The 14,982-nt window shown below is 70.3% G+C and carries 12 protein-coding genes; 6 read left to right on the top strand and 6 right to left on the bottom strand.

Features of this window, described 5'->3' with window-relative positions; all coding sequences use genetic code 11:
• Window positions 1-53: 53 nt before the first annotated feature.
• Together fdhD and ACFYTQ_RS27615 are read right to left on the bottom strand one after the other, a co-directional pair.
• Window positions 54-869, bottom strand: coding sequence for a formate dehydrogenase accessory sulfurtransferase FdhD (fdhD, locus tag ACFYTQ_RS27620; protein ID WP_387367105.1), 816 nt, complete (start codon window positions 867-869; stop codon window positions 54-56).
• Window positions 866-3,160: an FdhF/YdeP family oxidoreductase gene (locus tag ACFYTQ_RS27615; protein ID WP_387367102.1), complete on the bottom strand. Its 2,295-nt coding sequence runs from the start codon at window positions 3,158-3,160 to the stop codon at window positions 866-868. The genes fdhD and ACFYTQ_RS27615 overlap by 4 nt, the downstream gene beginning before the upstream one ends.
• Window positions 3,161-3,294: 134 nt before the next feature.
• On the opposite strand from ACFYTQ_RS27615, the gene ACFYTQ_RS27610 reads away from it, so the two are divergent.
• The gene (locus tag ACFYTQ_RS27610; protein ID WP_387367099.1) at window positions 3,295-3,696 is read left to right on the top strand and encodes a hypothetical protein; all 402 of its coding nucleotides are present in this window, start codon (window positions 3,295-3,297) and stop codon (window positions 3,694-3,696) included.
• On the opposite strand, the gene ACFYTQ_RS27605 is transcribed toward ACFYTQ_RS27610, so the two are convergent.
• Window positions 3,606-5,105: an MFS transporter gene (locus tag ACFYTQ_RS27605; RefSeq protein WP_387367096.1), complete on the bottom strand. Its 1,500-nt coding sequence runs from the start codon at window positions 5,103-5,105 to the stop codon at window positions 3,606-3,608. The two genes, ACFYTQ_RS27610 and ACFYTQ_RS27605, sit on opposite strands and share 91 nt — an antisense overlap.
• A gap of 75 nt (window positions 5,106-5,180) precedes the next feature.
• Between ACFYTQ_RS27605 and ACFYTQ_RS27600 the strand changes: the two genes are divergently transcribed.
• Window positions 5,181-5,624 (top strand): MarR family winged helix-turn-helix transcriptional regulator, encoded by a 444-nt coding sequence (locus ACFYTQ_RS27600; protein ID WP_387367093.1) that lies wholly within the window; start codon window positions 5,181-5,183, stop codon window positions 5,622-5,624.
• 68 nt (window positions 5,625-5,692) lie between these two features.
• Window positions 5,693-6,487 (top strand): VOC family protein, encoded by a 795-nt coding sequence (locus ACFYTQ_RS27595; protein WP_387367090.1) that lies wholly within the window; start codon window positions 5,693-5,695, stop codon window positions 6,485-6,487.
• Window positions 6,488-6,494: 7 nt separating this feature from the next.
• On the opposite strand, the gene ACFYTQ_RS27590 is transcribed toward ACFYTQ_RS27595, so the two are convergent.
• From ACFYTQ_RS27590 to ACFYTQ_RS27580, 3 genes are all read right to left on the bottom strand, one after another.
• Window positions 6,495-7,046: a DinB family protein gene (locus ACFYTQ_RS27590; RefSeq protein ID WP_387367087.1), complete on the bottom strand. Its 552-nt coding sequence runs from the start codon at window positions 7,044-7,046 to the stop codon at window positions 6,495-6,497.
• A 97-nt stretch (window positions 7,047-7,143) separates the two neighbouring features.
• On the bottom strand, window positions 7,144-8,670 hold the full coding sequence (locus tag ACFYTQ_RS27585) for a glycerol-3-phosphate dehydrogenase/oxidase (protein ID WP_387367084.1): 1,527 nt from the start codon (window positions 8,668-8,670) through the stop codon (window positions 7,144-7,146).
• A gap of 129 nt (window positions 8,671-8,799) precedes the next feature.
• Window positions 8,800-9,390 (bottom strand): TetR/AcrR family transcriptional regulator, encoded by a 591-nt coding sequence (locus tag ACFYTQ_RS27580; protein ID WP_387367081.1) that lies wholly within the window; start codon window positions 9,388-9,390, stop codon window positions 8,800-8,802.
• Between the two features lie 113 nt (window positions 9,391-9,503).
• On the opposite strand from ACFYTQ_RS27580, the gene ACFYTQ_RS27575 reads away from it, so the two are divergent.
• The 3 genes from ACFYTQ_RS27575 (at window position 9,504) to ACFYTQ_RS27565 (ending at window position 14,966) form a co-directional block, all read left to right on the top strand.
• Window positions 9,504-11,081, top strand: a complete 1,578-nt coding sequence (locus ACFYTQ_RS27575) for an FAD-binding oxidoreductase (RefSeq protein ID WP_387367526.1) — start codon at window positions 9,504-9,506, stop codon at window positions 11,079-11,081.
• A complete protein-coding gene (locus tag ACFYTQ_RS27570; protein ID WP_387367078.1) occupies window positions 11,078-12,067 on the top strand; it encodes a diacylglycerol kinase family protein in 990 nt (329 codons plus the stop codon). The genes ACFYTQ_RS27575 and ACFYTQ_RS27570 overlap by 4 nt, the downstream gene beginning before the upstream one ends.
• A 205-nt stretch (window positions 12,068-12,272) precedes the next feature.
• Window positions 12,273-14,966: a valine--tRNA ligase gene (locus tag ACFYTQ_RS27565; protein WP_387367075.1), complete on the top strand. Its 2,694-nt coding sequence runs from the start codon at window positions 12,273-12,275 to the stop codon at window positions 14,964-14,966.
• Window positions 14,967-14,982: the final 16 nt, after the last annotated feature.

Raw genomic sequence — 14,982 nt, 5'->3', positions numbered from 1 at the left:
GTAGAACGGCCGGTGTCCGCGAACAAGAGCGTGGGCCCGCGAATCCGGCTGCGTCAGCGCGGCTTCAGCCGATGCACGCCGGAATACACGTTCATCGTCTCCCCGCGCAGGAATCCGACCAGTGTGAGCCCGGATTCGACGGCCAGATCCACCGCCAGCGAACTCGGCGCGGATACCGCCCCCAGCACCGGAATCCCCGCCATCACGGCCTTCTGCGCCAGCTCGAACGACGCCCGCCCGCTCACCATCAGCACGAGATCGTGTGCGGGAACCCGGTTCTCCCGCAACGCCCACCCGATCACCTTGTCCACCGCGTTGTGCCGCCCCACATCCTCGCGGACCGCGAGCGGCGTGCCGTCCACGGTGAACAGCCCGGCCGCGTGCAAACCCCCGGTGGCGTCGAAAACCCTTTGCCGAGAACGCAATTCGTCCGGCAACGCGGCCAGCACCTCGGTGTCGACGAGTGGCCCGTCCGCCGGAATCGGGAACCGCGTCCGCGTGCGCACCTCGTCCAGCGCGGTCTTCCCGCACAATCCGCACGCGCTCGTGGTCAGGAACCCGCGCGCCGTGATCGGCGTGGGCGTGCGCAGGTGGATGTCGAGCACGTTGTAGGTGTTGCGCCCCTCGGCGTCGGTCCCGGCGCAGTAGCGCGCGGAGACGATGTCCTCCCGCGCCCCGATGATGTTCTCGCTCAACAGGAATCCGTGCGCGAGATCCACATCGTCGCCGGGCGTGCGCATGGTGACGGTCAGCGAGCGCCCGTCGACCCGCAACTCCAGCGGCTCCTCCACCGCCAGGGTGTCGGGCCGCTGCGCGACTCCGGCGGGGGAGATGCGCGTGGTCCTGCGGCGCGCGGTCACCCGGCTCACGCGGGCGTCCGTTCCAGCCGGATGGTGACCGCCTTGGACACCGGGGTGTTGGACCGCTCGGCCACATGATCCAGCGGCACAAGGGGATTCGTCTCCGGATAGTAGGCGGCGGCGTTCCCGCGCGGTGTCGCGTACGGCACCAGCCGGAACCCGCCGACCCGCCGCTCGCTCCCGTCGACCCACTCCGACACCAGATCCACCAGCTCGCCCTCGGCGAAGCCGAACGCGGCGATATCCTCCGGATGCACCAGAACCACCTTGCGCCCGTGGTGAATTCCGCGATACCGGTCGTCGAGCCCGTAGATGGTGGTGTTGTACTGATCGTGGCTGCGCAGCGTCTGGAGGATCAATCGCCCGGGCGGCACCGGCAACCACGCCAGCTCGTTCACCGCGAAATTGGCCCTACCCGTCCCCGTTCGGAACTCGCGGGCGTCGCGCGGCGGATGCGGCAACTGGAAACCGTTGCGCTCCCGTACTTTCCGATTGTAATCCGCACAACCGGGCACGACCCGGCCGATCGCGTCGCGGATCGTGTCGTAGTCGCCTCGGAACCGCTCCCACGGCACCGGATGCTCCGGCCCGAGCAGCTCCCGCGCCAGCTCGCACACGATGGCGACCTCGCTGCGCAACTCCGCGCCGACGGGCGTGAGCCGACCGGTCGACAGATGCACCATCGACATCGAATCCTCCACCGACACCTGCTGTCCGACCCCGCCCTGTACGTCCCGGTCGGAGCGCCCGAGGGTCGGCAGGATGAGCGCGGTGCGCCCGTGCACGACGTGGCTGCGATTGAGTTTCGTGGAGACCTGCACGGTCAGCTCGCATCCGCGCAGCGCCGCCTCGGTCACCGCGGTGTCGGGTGTGGCGGATACGAAATTGCCGCCCATCCCGAAGAACACCTTCGCCTTCCCGTCGCGCATGGCCCGGATCGCGGCCACGGTGTCATAGCCGTGCCCGCGCGGACTGCGGATGCCGAACTCGGAATCCAGTGCGGCGAGGAAACTCTCGGGCATCTTCTCCCAGATCCCCATGGTCCGGTCGCCCTGCACATTGGAGTGCCCGCGCACCGGGCACACCCCCGCGCCGGGTTTGCCGATCATGCCGCGCATCAACAGCACATTGGTGATCTCCTCGATGGTGGCGACCCCGTGCCGCTGCTGGGTCAACCCCATCGCCCAGCAGACGATGGTCGCCTTCGAGTCGGCCAGCAGGCGCGCGGTGCGTTCGAGTTGTGCGCGGGTGAGGCCGGTGGCCTCCTCGACCAGGTCGAGATCGACCGCGCGGGACTGCTTCTCGAATTCGGCGAAACCCACGGTGTGCGCGTCGACGAAGGCGCGGTCCACGACCGTGCCGGGCGCGCGGTCCTCGGCCTCGAACAGCAGCCGCGCCAGCCCCCGGAACAGCGCCATATCGCCGCCGAGCCGGATCTGGAGGAAGTCGTCGGCGATGGTGACGCCGGTGGTCAAGCCCTCGAGCGTCTGCGGGTCGCGGAAGCCGATCAGACCGGTCTCGGGCAGCGGGTTGATCGCGATCACCGTGGCGCCGTTGGCCTTCGCGGTGGCCAGCGCCGACAGCATCCGGGGATGGTTGGTGCCCGGATTCTGCCCGGCCACCACGATCAGGTCCGCCGCCGCGAAATCGTCGATCGACACCGAACCCTTGCCGATGCCGATGGATGAACTCAGCGCCGCGCCCGAGGACTCGTGGCACATGTTGGAGCAGTCCGGCAAATTGTTGGTGCCGTAACAGCGCACGAGCAGTTGGTAGAGGAAGGCCGTCTCGTTGGCGGTGCGCCCGGAGGTGTAGAAGACGGCCTCGTCGGGAGATGCCAAGTCGCGCAACGTGTTCGCGATCAGCCGGTACGCGTCGTCCCAGGCGATGGGGGAGTAGTGCGTGTCGCCGGGCCGCAGCACCATCGGATGGGTGAGCCGTCCCTGCTGGCCCAGCCAGTAGCCGGACTTGTCCGCGAGATCGGCGAGGGAATGTTCGGCGAAGAACTCCGGGCCGACCGTGCGCAGCGTGGCCTCCTCGGCGACGGCCTTGGCCCCGTTCTCGCAGAATTCGGCGGGTCGGCGATGTCCGGTCGGTTCGGGCCACGCGCACCCCGGGCAGTCGAAGCCGTGCCGTTGATTGAGCCGGGCCAGCGTGCGCGCGGTGCGGACGACGCCCATCTCCTCGACCGCGCGCTCGAGTGCCACGGCCACCGCCTCGACGCCCGCGGCCCGATCCTTGGGCGGCGTGATCGTCACCCGGGTCTCGTCGATGTCGCTGGTCGGCGCGTCACGATGCATAACGCCATCGTCCTCTTTTTGTCGCTTGCCCGGCAATCGAGCGTTTCCGCCCCCGGTTGCCCGCGTGTCGAGCGAGGATGGAGGCCGACCCGCGGGCGACGGCCGCCCGGGAATCGAGATCGAACAGGATGCACATGACCAGCAGGATCGGAGCAGCACTCCTCGGCGGCGCGCTGGGCGCGGGCGCCCTCGCCCTCGCCGCGCCCGCCGACGCCGCGGTGACCCAGCTCGGCGCCGGATCGGACGTGAGCTTCGGCTCGGCCACCAACTACGGCACGGGGTGCCACTACGGCTTGCAGGCACGGGTGACCGATCCGGTCGGCCGCGTCGCCTTCTTCGACAACGGCCAGCTCATCGGCTGGGCCCGTTCCGGTTCGGCCACCTCGGTCATCGACTGGGTGCCGACCACCCAGGGGCAGCACATTCTGGCCGCGGTGCAGGAGAATCAGTCGCCCGACATCCCGGCGGCCACCTTGGAGCTGTCGGTCGGGCAGGGCATCAACGTGCTCGGCTCCTGCATCGTGACCGGCGGCTGAGCCGACTCCCGGCGCAAACCGAACAGGGCCGCGAGCAGTGTGGCCGCGCACGCGCCCGCCCCGACCCAGAACGCCACTGTGAACTGGCCCTCCTGCGGCAGCGGCAGCCGCGGCAGCAGTTTGGCGGTCAGCAGCGTCGTGATTATCGCGCTGCCCAGTGAGCTGCCGACCGTGCGGGAGATGGAGTTGATGCCGTTGGCGATGCCGCTCTGATGATGCGGCACCGCCGCGGCGATCAACGCGGGCATGGCCGCGTATGCCAGGCTGATCGCCACACCGACCACCACCCCGGCCCAGATCACCGAGCCGGTGTCGTCGTGCGCGAGCGCCAGCCAGGCGAATCCCGCCACCCCGACCAGTCCGGCCAGCGCCAGCACGAGCCGACCGCCGATCCGGCCCACCAGGATCCCGCCCAGCGGCGCGGCCGCCATGGAGGCGAGCGCGGTGGGCAGCAGATATTCCACCGAGGCCCGCAGGATCGACGCCTCGAACCCGTAACCCGTTGCGTGCCTTGGCATCTGGGCCAGGTACGAAATGCCCATGAACAGCAGGAACATGGCGAAGCCGACGAACATCCCGGCGAGGTTGGTGAACAGCACCGGCCGGTGGGTGAACATGGCGAGGTCCACCAGCGGCGCCGCCACCCGGCGTTCGATGAGCACCCACGCCACCCCGAACACCACCGCCGCGGCGAAGCAGCCCAGCGTCGCCGCCGAGGTCCAGCCCCACTCGTGACCCTGCGAGATCGGCAGCAACAGCAGGACGAGGAATCCGCCCAGCGCCGCCGCGCCCGGCAGGTCCACGCTGCCCGGATGCCGGGTGCCCGTCGCCGGGACAGCCACCGCGGCCGCGACGAGCGCCAGCACCGACAGCCCGGCCGTGAACCAGAACACCACGTGGTAATCCGGATGCGCGCCCTTGGTCAGCAGGCCGGTGGTCACCAGGCCGAGGCCGCCGCCGAAGCCGAGCGTGCCGCTCACGATCGCCATCGCGTGATGCAGCCGGGCGGGCGCGACCTGTTCGCGCAGCATGGCCAGCGCGAGCGGGAAGATCGCGGTCGCCACGCCCTGCAATGTGCGGCCCACCAGCAGCGTCCCCAGCGAATTCGCCAGCGCCGACACGACCGAACCGATCGCCGCCACCACCAGCACGACCAGCAGCGTGGGCTTCTTGCCGTACAGATCCCCGACGCGCCCGAGCAGCGGCGTGCACACCGCCGCGGACAGCAGCGTCGCCGTGGTCACCCAGCTCACCGAGGTGGTCGAGACGCCCAGATCGGTGGCGATGAGCCCGAGGATCGGCACGGCCTGGGTCTGCATGACCGTCACGATCATCGCCGCGAAGGCCAGCACGCCGGTCAGCAGCGAACCCTTCGATTCGGCCACGAGCACCTCCAGATGCTTGAACACAGATAAGTTTGAAGTCCTCAAGCATCTAAGGCTTCAAAGATCGTCGATGTCAATCGTGGAGGTAGGATCGCGACTATGAGCCCGGCCACAAGCCGAAGCGCGCTGTCATTGCTGATCGCGCGCTTCGTCACCGCGTACATGCACGACTTCCTCACCGCGGCCGAGGAACACGGGCTCACGCTGACGCAGGCCAAGCTGTTGCTGGCGTTGAACGAGCCGCCGGGGGAGCTGCCCATGCGGGCGCTGGCCGCGCAGCTGGCGTGCGACCCGTCGAATCTGACCGGGGTGGCCGACCGCATGGAGACGCGGGGGCTGGTGCGGCGCACGGTGAATCCGTCGGATCGGCGGGTGAAGTATCTGGCCCCCACCGACGAGGGCCGCGAGCTGGCCGACCGGATCCGGGCCGCGCAGGTGCGGACTTACAAGGCGCTGGCCGAACTCACCGGGGACGAGGAGGCGCTGCTGGAGGGGATGCTCGACCGGCTGGTGCCGAAACTCGAGGCGCGCGACGACCACTGAGGCGATGAATTCCGGGCGCGCGGGCCGTCGAAGTAGGTGAGCAACATCCCCTCCCGAGAGGAGTCGTCATGACCTACACCTTCAGGCCCGGAGACCCGTGCTGGGTCGAGCTTTTCACCCCCGACGCCGAGCGGGCCGTCGAGTTCTACGGTGAGTTGTTCGGCTGGACGGCCGATATCGCCGAGGAGTTCGGCGGGTACATCACATTCCGCAAGGACGGCAACGCCGTGGCCGGGGGGATGCGCAACGACGGCTCCGACGGCGCGCCGAACCAATGGACCGTCTACCTGGCCGCGCCCGACGCCAAGGCCGTCGCCGACGCCGCGCCCGACCACGGCGGTCGGGTTCTGTACGAGCCCATGCCCGTCGGTGACCTGGGCACCATGGCCGTGCTGGCCGATCCGAGCGGTGCGAGCGTCGGCGTGTGGCAGGGCGGGGTGCACCCCGGGTTCGGCAGCTTCGGCATCGCCACGGGCGGCGTGTGGAGCGACCACGTCGACTACCCGACCTGGTTCGAGCTGCACACCCACGACTACGACCGGGCGCTGACCTTCTACCGCGAGACGTTCGGCTGGCAGGACCCGTTCACCGTCTCCGACTCTCCCGAATTCCGTTACACCACAATCCATTCCGAGTCGCCCATGCTCGGCGGCGTGATGGACGCGACGCCCTACGAACCCGCGGGCTCGCCCAGCGCCTGGAAGATCTACTTCGGCGCCGAGGATGTCGACGCGGCGGCGAAGAGGGTGGTGGAACTCGGCGGCTCGATCGAGATGGAGCCGCAGAACTCCCCGTACGGGCGGCTGGCCGCGGTGGTCGATCCGTCCGGCGTCCGCTTCAGCCTCGGCGGTGACCCCCGCTGAGTCGATCTCAGAGCCCGACGGCACCGTCGATCCGCTCCCGCAGCAGGTCGGCGTGGCCGTTGTGGCGCGCGTACTCCTCGATCATGTGCGCCAGCACCCAGCGCAGGGAGACCGGGCCCAGCCACGAATCCTCGCCTGTCACATCGAGATTCGCGGCTCGATCGGTGAACTCCTCGGCGAAGGCGACCTCCGCGCGCCAGGCCCGCCAGGCGGCGTCGGCGGTGTCCGGGGTGGCGTCGTCGAAGTCGGCGTCGGGCCGGTCGGGGGTCGAGAAGTGCGGCGGGGCCGGTTCACCGGCGAGTACCCGGCGGAACCAGCGGCGTTCGATATCGGCGAGGTGCCGAACGAGGCCGAGCAGCGACAGCGCCGAGGGCGGTACCGAGCGGAGCGCCGAATCCTCGTGCAGCCCTTCGCATTTCAGCACCAGCGTCTGTCGTTGACCGGCGAGGATCTCGGTGAGCACCTGCCGCTCGTCGCCGGTGGTGTGGCGCCGGGTGCGGGGGTCGGCCGCCTCGGGCACGAACATCTCGACGCGGCGCGCGGGTGCCGGATCGGTCACGGGGCCGCTCCTTTCTCGGGGCCTCCCGAGCCTACGGGCCTTCCGGTCTCGCCGCGAAGTCGACCATCGGCTAACCAGCGCCGCCTTCGGACGCGGGTCAGTGGGCCTCGGCGAGCGCGGCTTCCGCGGCGGGGAGGGCGGCGGCTCGGTCCTCGGCGACGAGGCCCAGGCGGGTGCGGCGGTCGAGGAGGTCGGCGGGGTCGAGGGCGAGCTCGTGCGAGACGGCGTAGGCGAATTCGGCGCGGAGGACGTCGAGGCCGGGGGCGACGGGTTCGGCAAGGGCGGGATCGCGGCGGGCGAGGTCCATGACGATCGTGGCCTCGCTGCCGTAGCGCTCCACGAGCAGCGGTGGGGCGGGCACGCGGTCCCGGGCCGCCCCGGATACCGCCCCCACCAACGGGATTCGCGCGGTGCGGCAGGGGCCTGCGGTCAGGCGGGCCTGGGCGACGGCGGCGTCCACGGCGTCCTCGGCCATCCGGCGGTAGGTGGTGAGTTTGCCGCCGACGATGGTGACGGGTGCGCCCGGGGCGCGCAGGACGGCGTGTTCGCGGGAGATGTCGGCGGTGCTGTCGTCGGCGGTGCGCAGCAGCGGGCGCAGGCCCGCGAAGCGGCCGCGGATATCGCTGCGGCGCAAAGGTTCTCGGAGGACCGTGTTGACGGTGTCGAGCAGGAAATCGATCTCGGCGTCGGTCGGTTCGGGTTCGTCGGGCACCGGGCCCGGCGCGTCCTCGTCGGTCAGGCCCAGGTAGACCCGCCCGTGCGCGGCGGGGAAGGCGAATACGAAACGGCTGGTGCTGCCGGGAATCGGGACGGTCAGCGAGGCCGACAGCCCGCCGAACGCCGCCGCGTCGAAGACCAGATGCGTTCCGCGGCTGGGCCGCAACGAGATTCGTGGATCCACCTGATCCGCCCACACCCCCGCGGCGTTGATCACGATCCGGGCGCGGACCTCGAGGGTCTCCCCGGACACCGTGTCCCGCAACACCGCCGAATTCTCGGTCACCCGGGTCGCCTCCACCCGGGTGAGCACGCTCGCCCCGTGCGCCGCCGCCGTCCGCCCGATCGCCACCACCAACCGCGCGTCGTCGGTGAGCTGCCCGTCCCACGCCACCAATCCGCCCCGCAACCCCGCTCGCCGCAGAGTCGGCGCCATCCGCACCGCCTCCGCCGCCGCCACCCGCCGCGACCGCGGCAACACCCCCGCCGACGTCCCCGCGCTGCGCCGCAACACATCCCCCGCCGCGAACCCCGCCCGCACCAGAACCCGCTGCGCCCCACCGACATTCGGCAACAACGGCACCACCTGCGGAATCGACCGCGTCAAATGCGGCGCCGTCCGCGTCAACAACACATCCCGCTCGATCGCGCTCTCCCGAGCGATCCCCACCCCACCACTCGCCAGATACCGCAACCCCCCGTGCACCAGCTTCGAACTCCACCGACTGGTCCCGAACCCCAAATCCCGCCGCTCCACCAGTACGGTCCGCAACCCCCGCGCAGCAGCGTCCAACGCCACCCCCACCCCGGTAACCCCACCCCCCACCACGAGCACATCCACAACCCCCCCGTCCCCTAACCCCCGCAACTCCCGCCCCCGCCGCTCGCCATTCAACACCGCATCCATGACCACTCCCATCCAAATCCCGACGATTACCCGCCCACCAACCCCAGCCGCACCCTTTATTCGGATCCGCACCCGTTGTAAGGCCCTGTAAGGGGTGCGGATTCGAACAAAGGGTGCGGCTGGGGTCGTTTACGTGGGGTGGAGGTAGCCGTCGAGGGCGTGGGTGAGTTCGGTGTCGAGGGTGGGGGCGTCGAGGAAGGGGGCGACGGTGGTGGCGGATTGGACGGCCGACTGGGCTATGAGGAGGAGCATGGTGGCCATCTGGTCGGGGTCGCCGGGGCGGATGCTGCCGTCGCGGTGGCCCTCTCGGATGAGGGCGGCGAACAGCAGGATCAGTTCGCGTTGGTTGCGGCCCAGGCGGCCGAAGACGTAGGTGAGCATCAGGTCGGTGTCGGTGCGGAAGATCTTGGCGAACAACGGGTTCGAGCGCAGCGCGCCCGCGCCGCGGACCACGCCGTCGACCAGGCGGGTGCGGGCGGGGCCCGTGACGGGGATGGTGCGGCCGACGATGCTCCGCATCTCCCGCACGAGCAGGTCCGCGATCAGGACCCCGGTGTCGGGCCAGCGACGGTAGACCGTCGGACGGCTCACGCCCGCGCGGCGCGCGACCTCCGTGAGAGTCGTTCTGCGCACGCCGAATTCGGCCACGCAGGCGCGGGCCGCGTCGAGAATCGCCACGTCCGTGGCGGACAGATCCTCCGGCGGTTCACTCGCGGTCATCGCGCACCTCCCGTTACTGCTTGACATTCTATGTCAGACTGTAACGCATGACGGAGACGAATGCGCCGGGTTCTTCCCATCCGATACCGGGCGAGTCGCCCGAACCTCCGAGTATGGTGTGGAACGCCTGGGGCATTCCGTCCGGACATGCGCCGCTGCCGGAGCAGATCCGCGCGTTGCTGGCGCAGGTGTTCGGGGTGTCCGGTGAGCCGGTGGCCCGTCGCGATGAGGGCGACGTGCCGCTCCGCGACTCCGCGTTGACGGCGGAGCGGCTGGCGGAGCTGTCCTCGGTGGTCGGTGCGGACCGTGTGTCGATCGACCACCGGGACCGGCTGTTGCACGCGGGCGGCAAGAGCACTCTCGATCTGTTGCGCCGCCGCGCGGACGGTCCGCAGGACGCCCCCGACGCCGTCGTCTTCCCCGCCGATCACGACGAGGTGCTGGCCGTGCTGGCCCGCTGCGCCGCCGCGCGAATCGCGGTGGTGCCCTTCGGCGGTGGTACCAGCGTGGTCGGCGGCGTCGATCCGGCGCGCGGCGAATTCGAGGCGGTCGTCGCGGTGGATCTGCGGCGGTTGGACACGCTCGTCGAGGTCGATCCGGTCAGCCACACCGCCACGCTCGGCGCGGGGCTCACGGGTCCGCGGGCCGAGGCGCTGCTGGGCGCGCACGGGCTGTCGCTGGGCCACTTCCCGCAGAGTTTCGAATTCGCCAGCATCGGCGGGTTCGCGGCCACCCGCTCGTCGGGGCAGGCGTCGGCGGGCTACGGCCGCTTCGACGACATGATCCAGCGGCTGCGCGTGGCCACCCCGAGCGGCACGGTCGAACTCGGCCGCGCCCCGGCCTCGGCCGCCGGACCGGATCTGCGCGAGCTGTTCGCCGGATCGGAGGGCACGCTCGGCATCGTCACGGAGGTGACACTGCGCGTGCATCCGATCCCGGAAACCGTTGCCTACCAAGCGTGGTCGTTCCCGGACTTCGCCACCGGTGCGGACGCGCTCCGGACCGTGGTGCAGACCGGCGCCGCCCCGACCGTGCTGCGCCTGTCCGACGAGGCCGAAACCGGACTCAACCTGGCCCGCGCCGGTGACATCGGCGGCGCGCCCGTCACCGGATGCCTGGCCGTCACCACCTTCGAGGGCACCGCGGCGCACGTGCGGGCGCGCGCCGCGGAGGCGGGCGATCTGCTGGCCGCCGCCGGGGGCACCGCGCTGGGCGAGCAGCCCGCCCGCGACTGGGAACACGGCCGGTTCCGCGCCCCGTATCTGCGCGACGCGCTGCTCGACGTCGGAATCCTGTGCGAGACACTGGAAACCGCGACGAACTGGTCGAATCTGAGCGCGCTCAAGGCGGCGGTCACCACCGCGCTCACCGAAAGCCTCACGGCCCAGGGCACACCCGCGCTGGTGATGTGCCACATCTCGCACACCTATCCCACCGGCGCCTCGCTGTACTTCACCGTCGTCGCCAAGCAGGCCGACGATCCCCTCGACCAGTGGCTGCGCGCCAAACGCGCCGCGAGCGAGGCCATCCTCGCCGGCGGCGGCACGATCACCCACCACCACGCCGTCGGGGCGGACCACCGTCCCTGGCTCGGCGCGGAGATCGGCGAGATCGGCGTCCGCGTGCTGCGCGCGGTGAAACAGGCGATCGACCCCGTCGGAATCCTCAACCCTGGGAAGCTGATCCCGTGAGCGTGCGATCGGTCCTGCTGGTGACCAACCCCCTGTCCGGCCACGGCAAGGGCCTCACCGCCGCCGCCCCGGCGCGCGCCCGCCTCACCGAGCGCGGCATCCGGGTCACCGAGGTCCGCGGCGCCACCGCGGCGGAATCCACCTCCCTCATCCGCGCCGCCCTCACCGGCGACGACCCGCCCGACGCCGTGGCCTGCGCGGGCGGCGACGGCCTGATCTGCATCACCTTGCAAGCCCTCGCGGACAACGAGGTCCCCCTCGGCCTGATCCCCGGCGGCACCGGCAACGATCTCGCCCGCGAACTCGCCATCCCCGACCACGACCCGATCGCCGCGGCCGACATCATCGCCGCGGGCCGCACCCGCCCCATCGACCTCGGCCTGATCGAGCCCGGCCCGCGGCCCGAAACCCGACCGCCCCTCGGAACCGGGCCGGGGGAGGCGCGCGAGCCGGAATTCGGCGGGGACCCCCTCCCCGAACCGCTACGCTTCGCCACGGTCGCGGGCACGGGCTTCGACGCGCGAGTCACCTTGCGCGCCAACAGGATGCGGTACCCGAAGGGCCCGCTGCGGTACACCCTGGCGGCGGTCGCCGAACTCGCCGGTGGCCTCGCGGTGCCCTATCGCATCGAATTGGCCGGGGCCACAGGGCAATCGGAGGTCGTGGAGACCGACGCGATCATGGTGGCGGTGGGCAATACGCACAGTTACGGCGGGGGAATGATGATCTGCCCGGACGCGGTGATCGACGACGGGCTGCTCGAGGTGAGCGTGATCGGGGCGATGTCGCGGCTGGAGATGATGCGGCTGCTCCCGGCGCTGTCGGCGGGGAAAAGGGTGGATCATCCCGCACTGCGGCAGTACCGGGCGGCGGCGGTGACGCTGCGCGCGCCGGGAGCGCCCGCGACCGCCGACGGCGAACCGGCGGGGCGGCTGCCCGCTACGTTCCGCGCGCTTCCGGCCGCCCAGCACATCCTCGTACCGTGATCGGTTGTGGCCGGTCCCAACGACAACCGCGTGCAAACACTCACCCAGACAACGGATTCGGGCAAAACCTGAGAATTCCATATGGATTCTTCGGCCGCGCGCGGATCGGCGGTAACCTGAACATGTGAGCGGGGTTTTCGGTGTCCCTCATCCGCCGAAAACCCCGCTCTTCGGGTCCTCACCCCCTCTTCCTTAGAATCGCACGGTGACCAGCACAGCCCCTGAGAACTCACGTAATCGTGCCGATGCCCTCCCCAAGAGCTGGAACCCCGGCGAGGTAGAGGGCCAGCTGTACGAGCGCTGGGTAGCCGCTGGTTACTTCGCGGCCGACGCGACCAGCGACAAGCCGCCCTACTCGATCGTGCTGCCCCCGCCCAATGTGACCGGCAGCCTGCACATGGGCCACGCGCTCGACCACACCCTCATGGACAGCCTCACCCGCCGCAAGCGCATGCAGGGCTACGAGGTGCTGTGGCTGCCCGGCATGGACCACGCGGGCATCGCCACCCAGACCGTCGTGGAGAAGCAGCTCGCCGTCGACGGCAAGACCAAGGAGGACTTCGGCCGCGAGCTGTTCATCGAGAAGGTCTGGGACTGGAAGCGCGAGTCCGGCGGCCAGATCCAGGGCCAGATGCGTCGCCTCGGCGACGGCGTGGACTGGAGTCGCGACCGCTTCACCATGGACGACGGCCTGTCCCGCGCGGTGCAGACCATCTTCAAACGGCTCTACGAGGCCGGGCTCATCTACCGCGCCGAACGCCTGGTGAACTGGTCGCCGGTGCTGAAGACCGGCATCTCCGATCTCGAGGTCGACTACAAGGACGTCGAGGGCGAACTCGTCTCGCTGCGCTACGGCTCGCTGAACGACGACGAACCGCACGTGATCGTCGCCACCACCCGCGTGGAGACCATGCTCGGCGATACCGCGGTCGCCGTGCATCCCGACGATCCCCGGTACAAGGATCTGATCGGCACCACCCTCTATCACCCGATCACCGGGCGTCAGATCCCGATCGTCGCCGACGACTACGTCGACCCCGAATTCGGCACCGGCGCGGTCAAGATCACCCCCGCGCACGACCCCAACGACTTCGAACTCGGCCTGCGCCACGGCCTGCCGATGCCGACGATCATGGACGAGAGCGGCCGGATCACAGGCACCGGAACCGAATTCGACGGCATGGACCGGTTCGAGGCGCGGGTCAAGGTGCGCGAGCGCCTGGCCGCCGAGGGCCGCGTGGTCGCCGAGAAGCGGCCCTACGTGCACAGCGTCGGCCACTCCGAGCGCAGCGGCGAACCGATCGAGCCGCGGCTGTCGATGCAGTGGTGGGTCAAGGTCGACGCGCTGGCCCGGGCCGCGGGCGACGCGGTCCGCAACGGCGACACCGTGATTCACCCGCCGAGCCTGGAACCGCGCTGGTTCGCCTGGGTCGACAACATGCACGACTGGTGCATCTCGCGGCAGCTGTGGTGGGGCCATCGCATCCCGATCTGGTACGGGCCGGAGGGCGAGGTCGTCTGCGTCGGACCCGACGAGCGGGCGCCCGAGGGGTATGTGCAGGACCCGGACGTGCTCGACACCTGGTTCTCCTCGGGGCTGTGGCCGTTCTCGACCATGGGCTGGCCCGACTCCACCACCGAACTGTCCAAGTTCTATCCGACCAGCGTGCTCGTCACCGGCTACGACATCCTGTTCTTCTGGGTGGCGCGGATGATGATGTTCGGCACGTTCGTCGCCGAGGACACCGCGCTGACCGCGGGCAAGCCCGCCGGGCAGAAGCAGGTGCCGTTCCGGGATGTGTTCCTGCACGGGCTGATTCGCGACGAGCACGGCCGCAAGATGTCCAAATCGCGCGGCAACGGCATCGACCCGCTGGACTGGATCGACGAATTCGGCGCGGACGCAACGCGTTTCACGCTCGCCCGCGGCGCGCAGCCCGGCGGTGACCTGTCGGTGGGCCCGTCGCACGTGCAGGCGTCGCGCAACTTCGTCACCAAGCTGTTCAACGCCACCAAATTCGCCCTGCTCAACGGCGCGGAACCCGGTGCGGTCGGCGACCGCGCGGAACTCACCGACGCCGACCGCTGGATCCTCGACCGCCTCGACGAGGTGCGCGGCGAGGTGGACGCGGCCTTCGACCGGTACGAATTCGGCAAGGCGTGCGAGGCGCTGTACCACTTCGCCTGGGACGAATTGTGCGACTGGTACCTGGAATTGGCGAAGGTGCAGTTCGCCGAGTCCGAGGCGCGCGCCGAGCGCACCCGCCGGGTGCTGGGCAGCGTGCTGGATTCGGTGCTGCGCCTGCTGCATCCGGTGATCCCGTTCGTCACCGAATCGCTGTGGCTGGCGCTCACCGGCGGCGAGTCGATCGTCGTCTCGGCGTGGCCGCAGGCGAGCGGGGTGCCCGCCGACGCCACCGCGGCCCGCCGCATCGCCGACGCGCAGCGGCTCATCACCGAGATCCGCCGCTTCCGCAGCGATCAGGGCCTCACCGACAAGCAGAAGGTGGCCGCCAAACTGATCGGCATCGAGGCCGCCGACCTGTCCGGGCTGTCCGCGGAGATCGCGAGCCTGGCCCGGCTGACCGAACCCGGTCCCGACTTCTCGGCGACCGCCTCGGTGGAGGTGCGGCTGTCCGAGCGGACCGTCACCGTGGCGCTCGACACCTCGGGCGCGGTCGACCTCGACGCCGAACGCCGCCGCCTCGAGAAGGATCTCGCCGCCGCGCGGAAGGAATTGGCCGGCACCACGGCCAAACTCGGCAACGAGGCGTTCCTCGCCAAGGCGCCCGACGACGTGGTGGCCAAGATCCGCACCCGTAAACAGGTCGCCGAATCCGAGGTCGAACGCATCGGCGCCCGGCTCGAGGAGATCGCGCGGATGGCGGACAAGCAGTGAGCGAGGAGCCGCAGCA

It is taken from the genome of Nocardia sp. NPDC004068, from assembly GCF_042874315.1.
Taxonomy (GTDB): domain Bacteria; phylum Actinomycetota; class Actinomycetes; order Mycobacteriales; family Mycobacteriaceae; genus Nocardia.
Note: the sequence above shows the minus strand (reverse complement) of the source record. Positions and strands in the feature narration are given on the sequence as shown.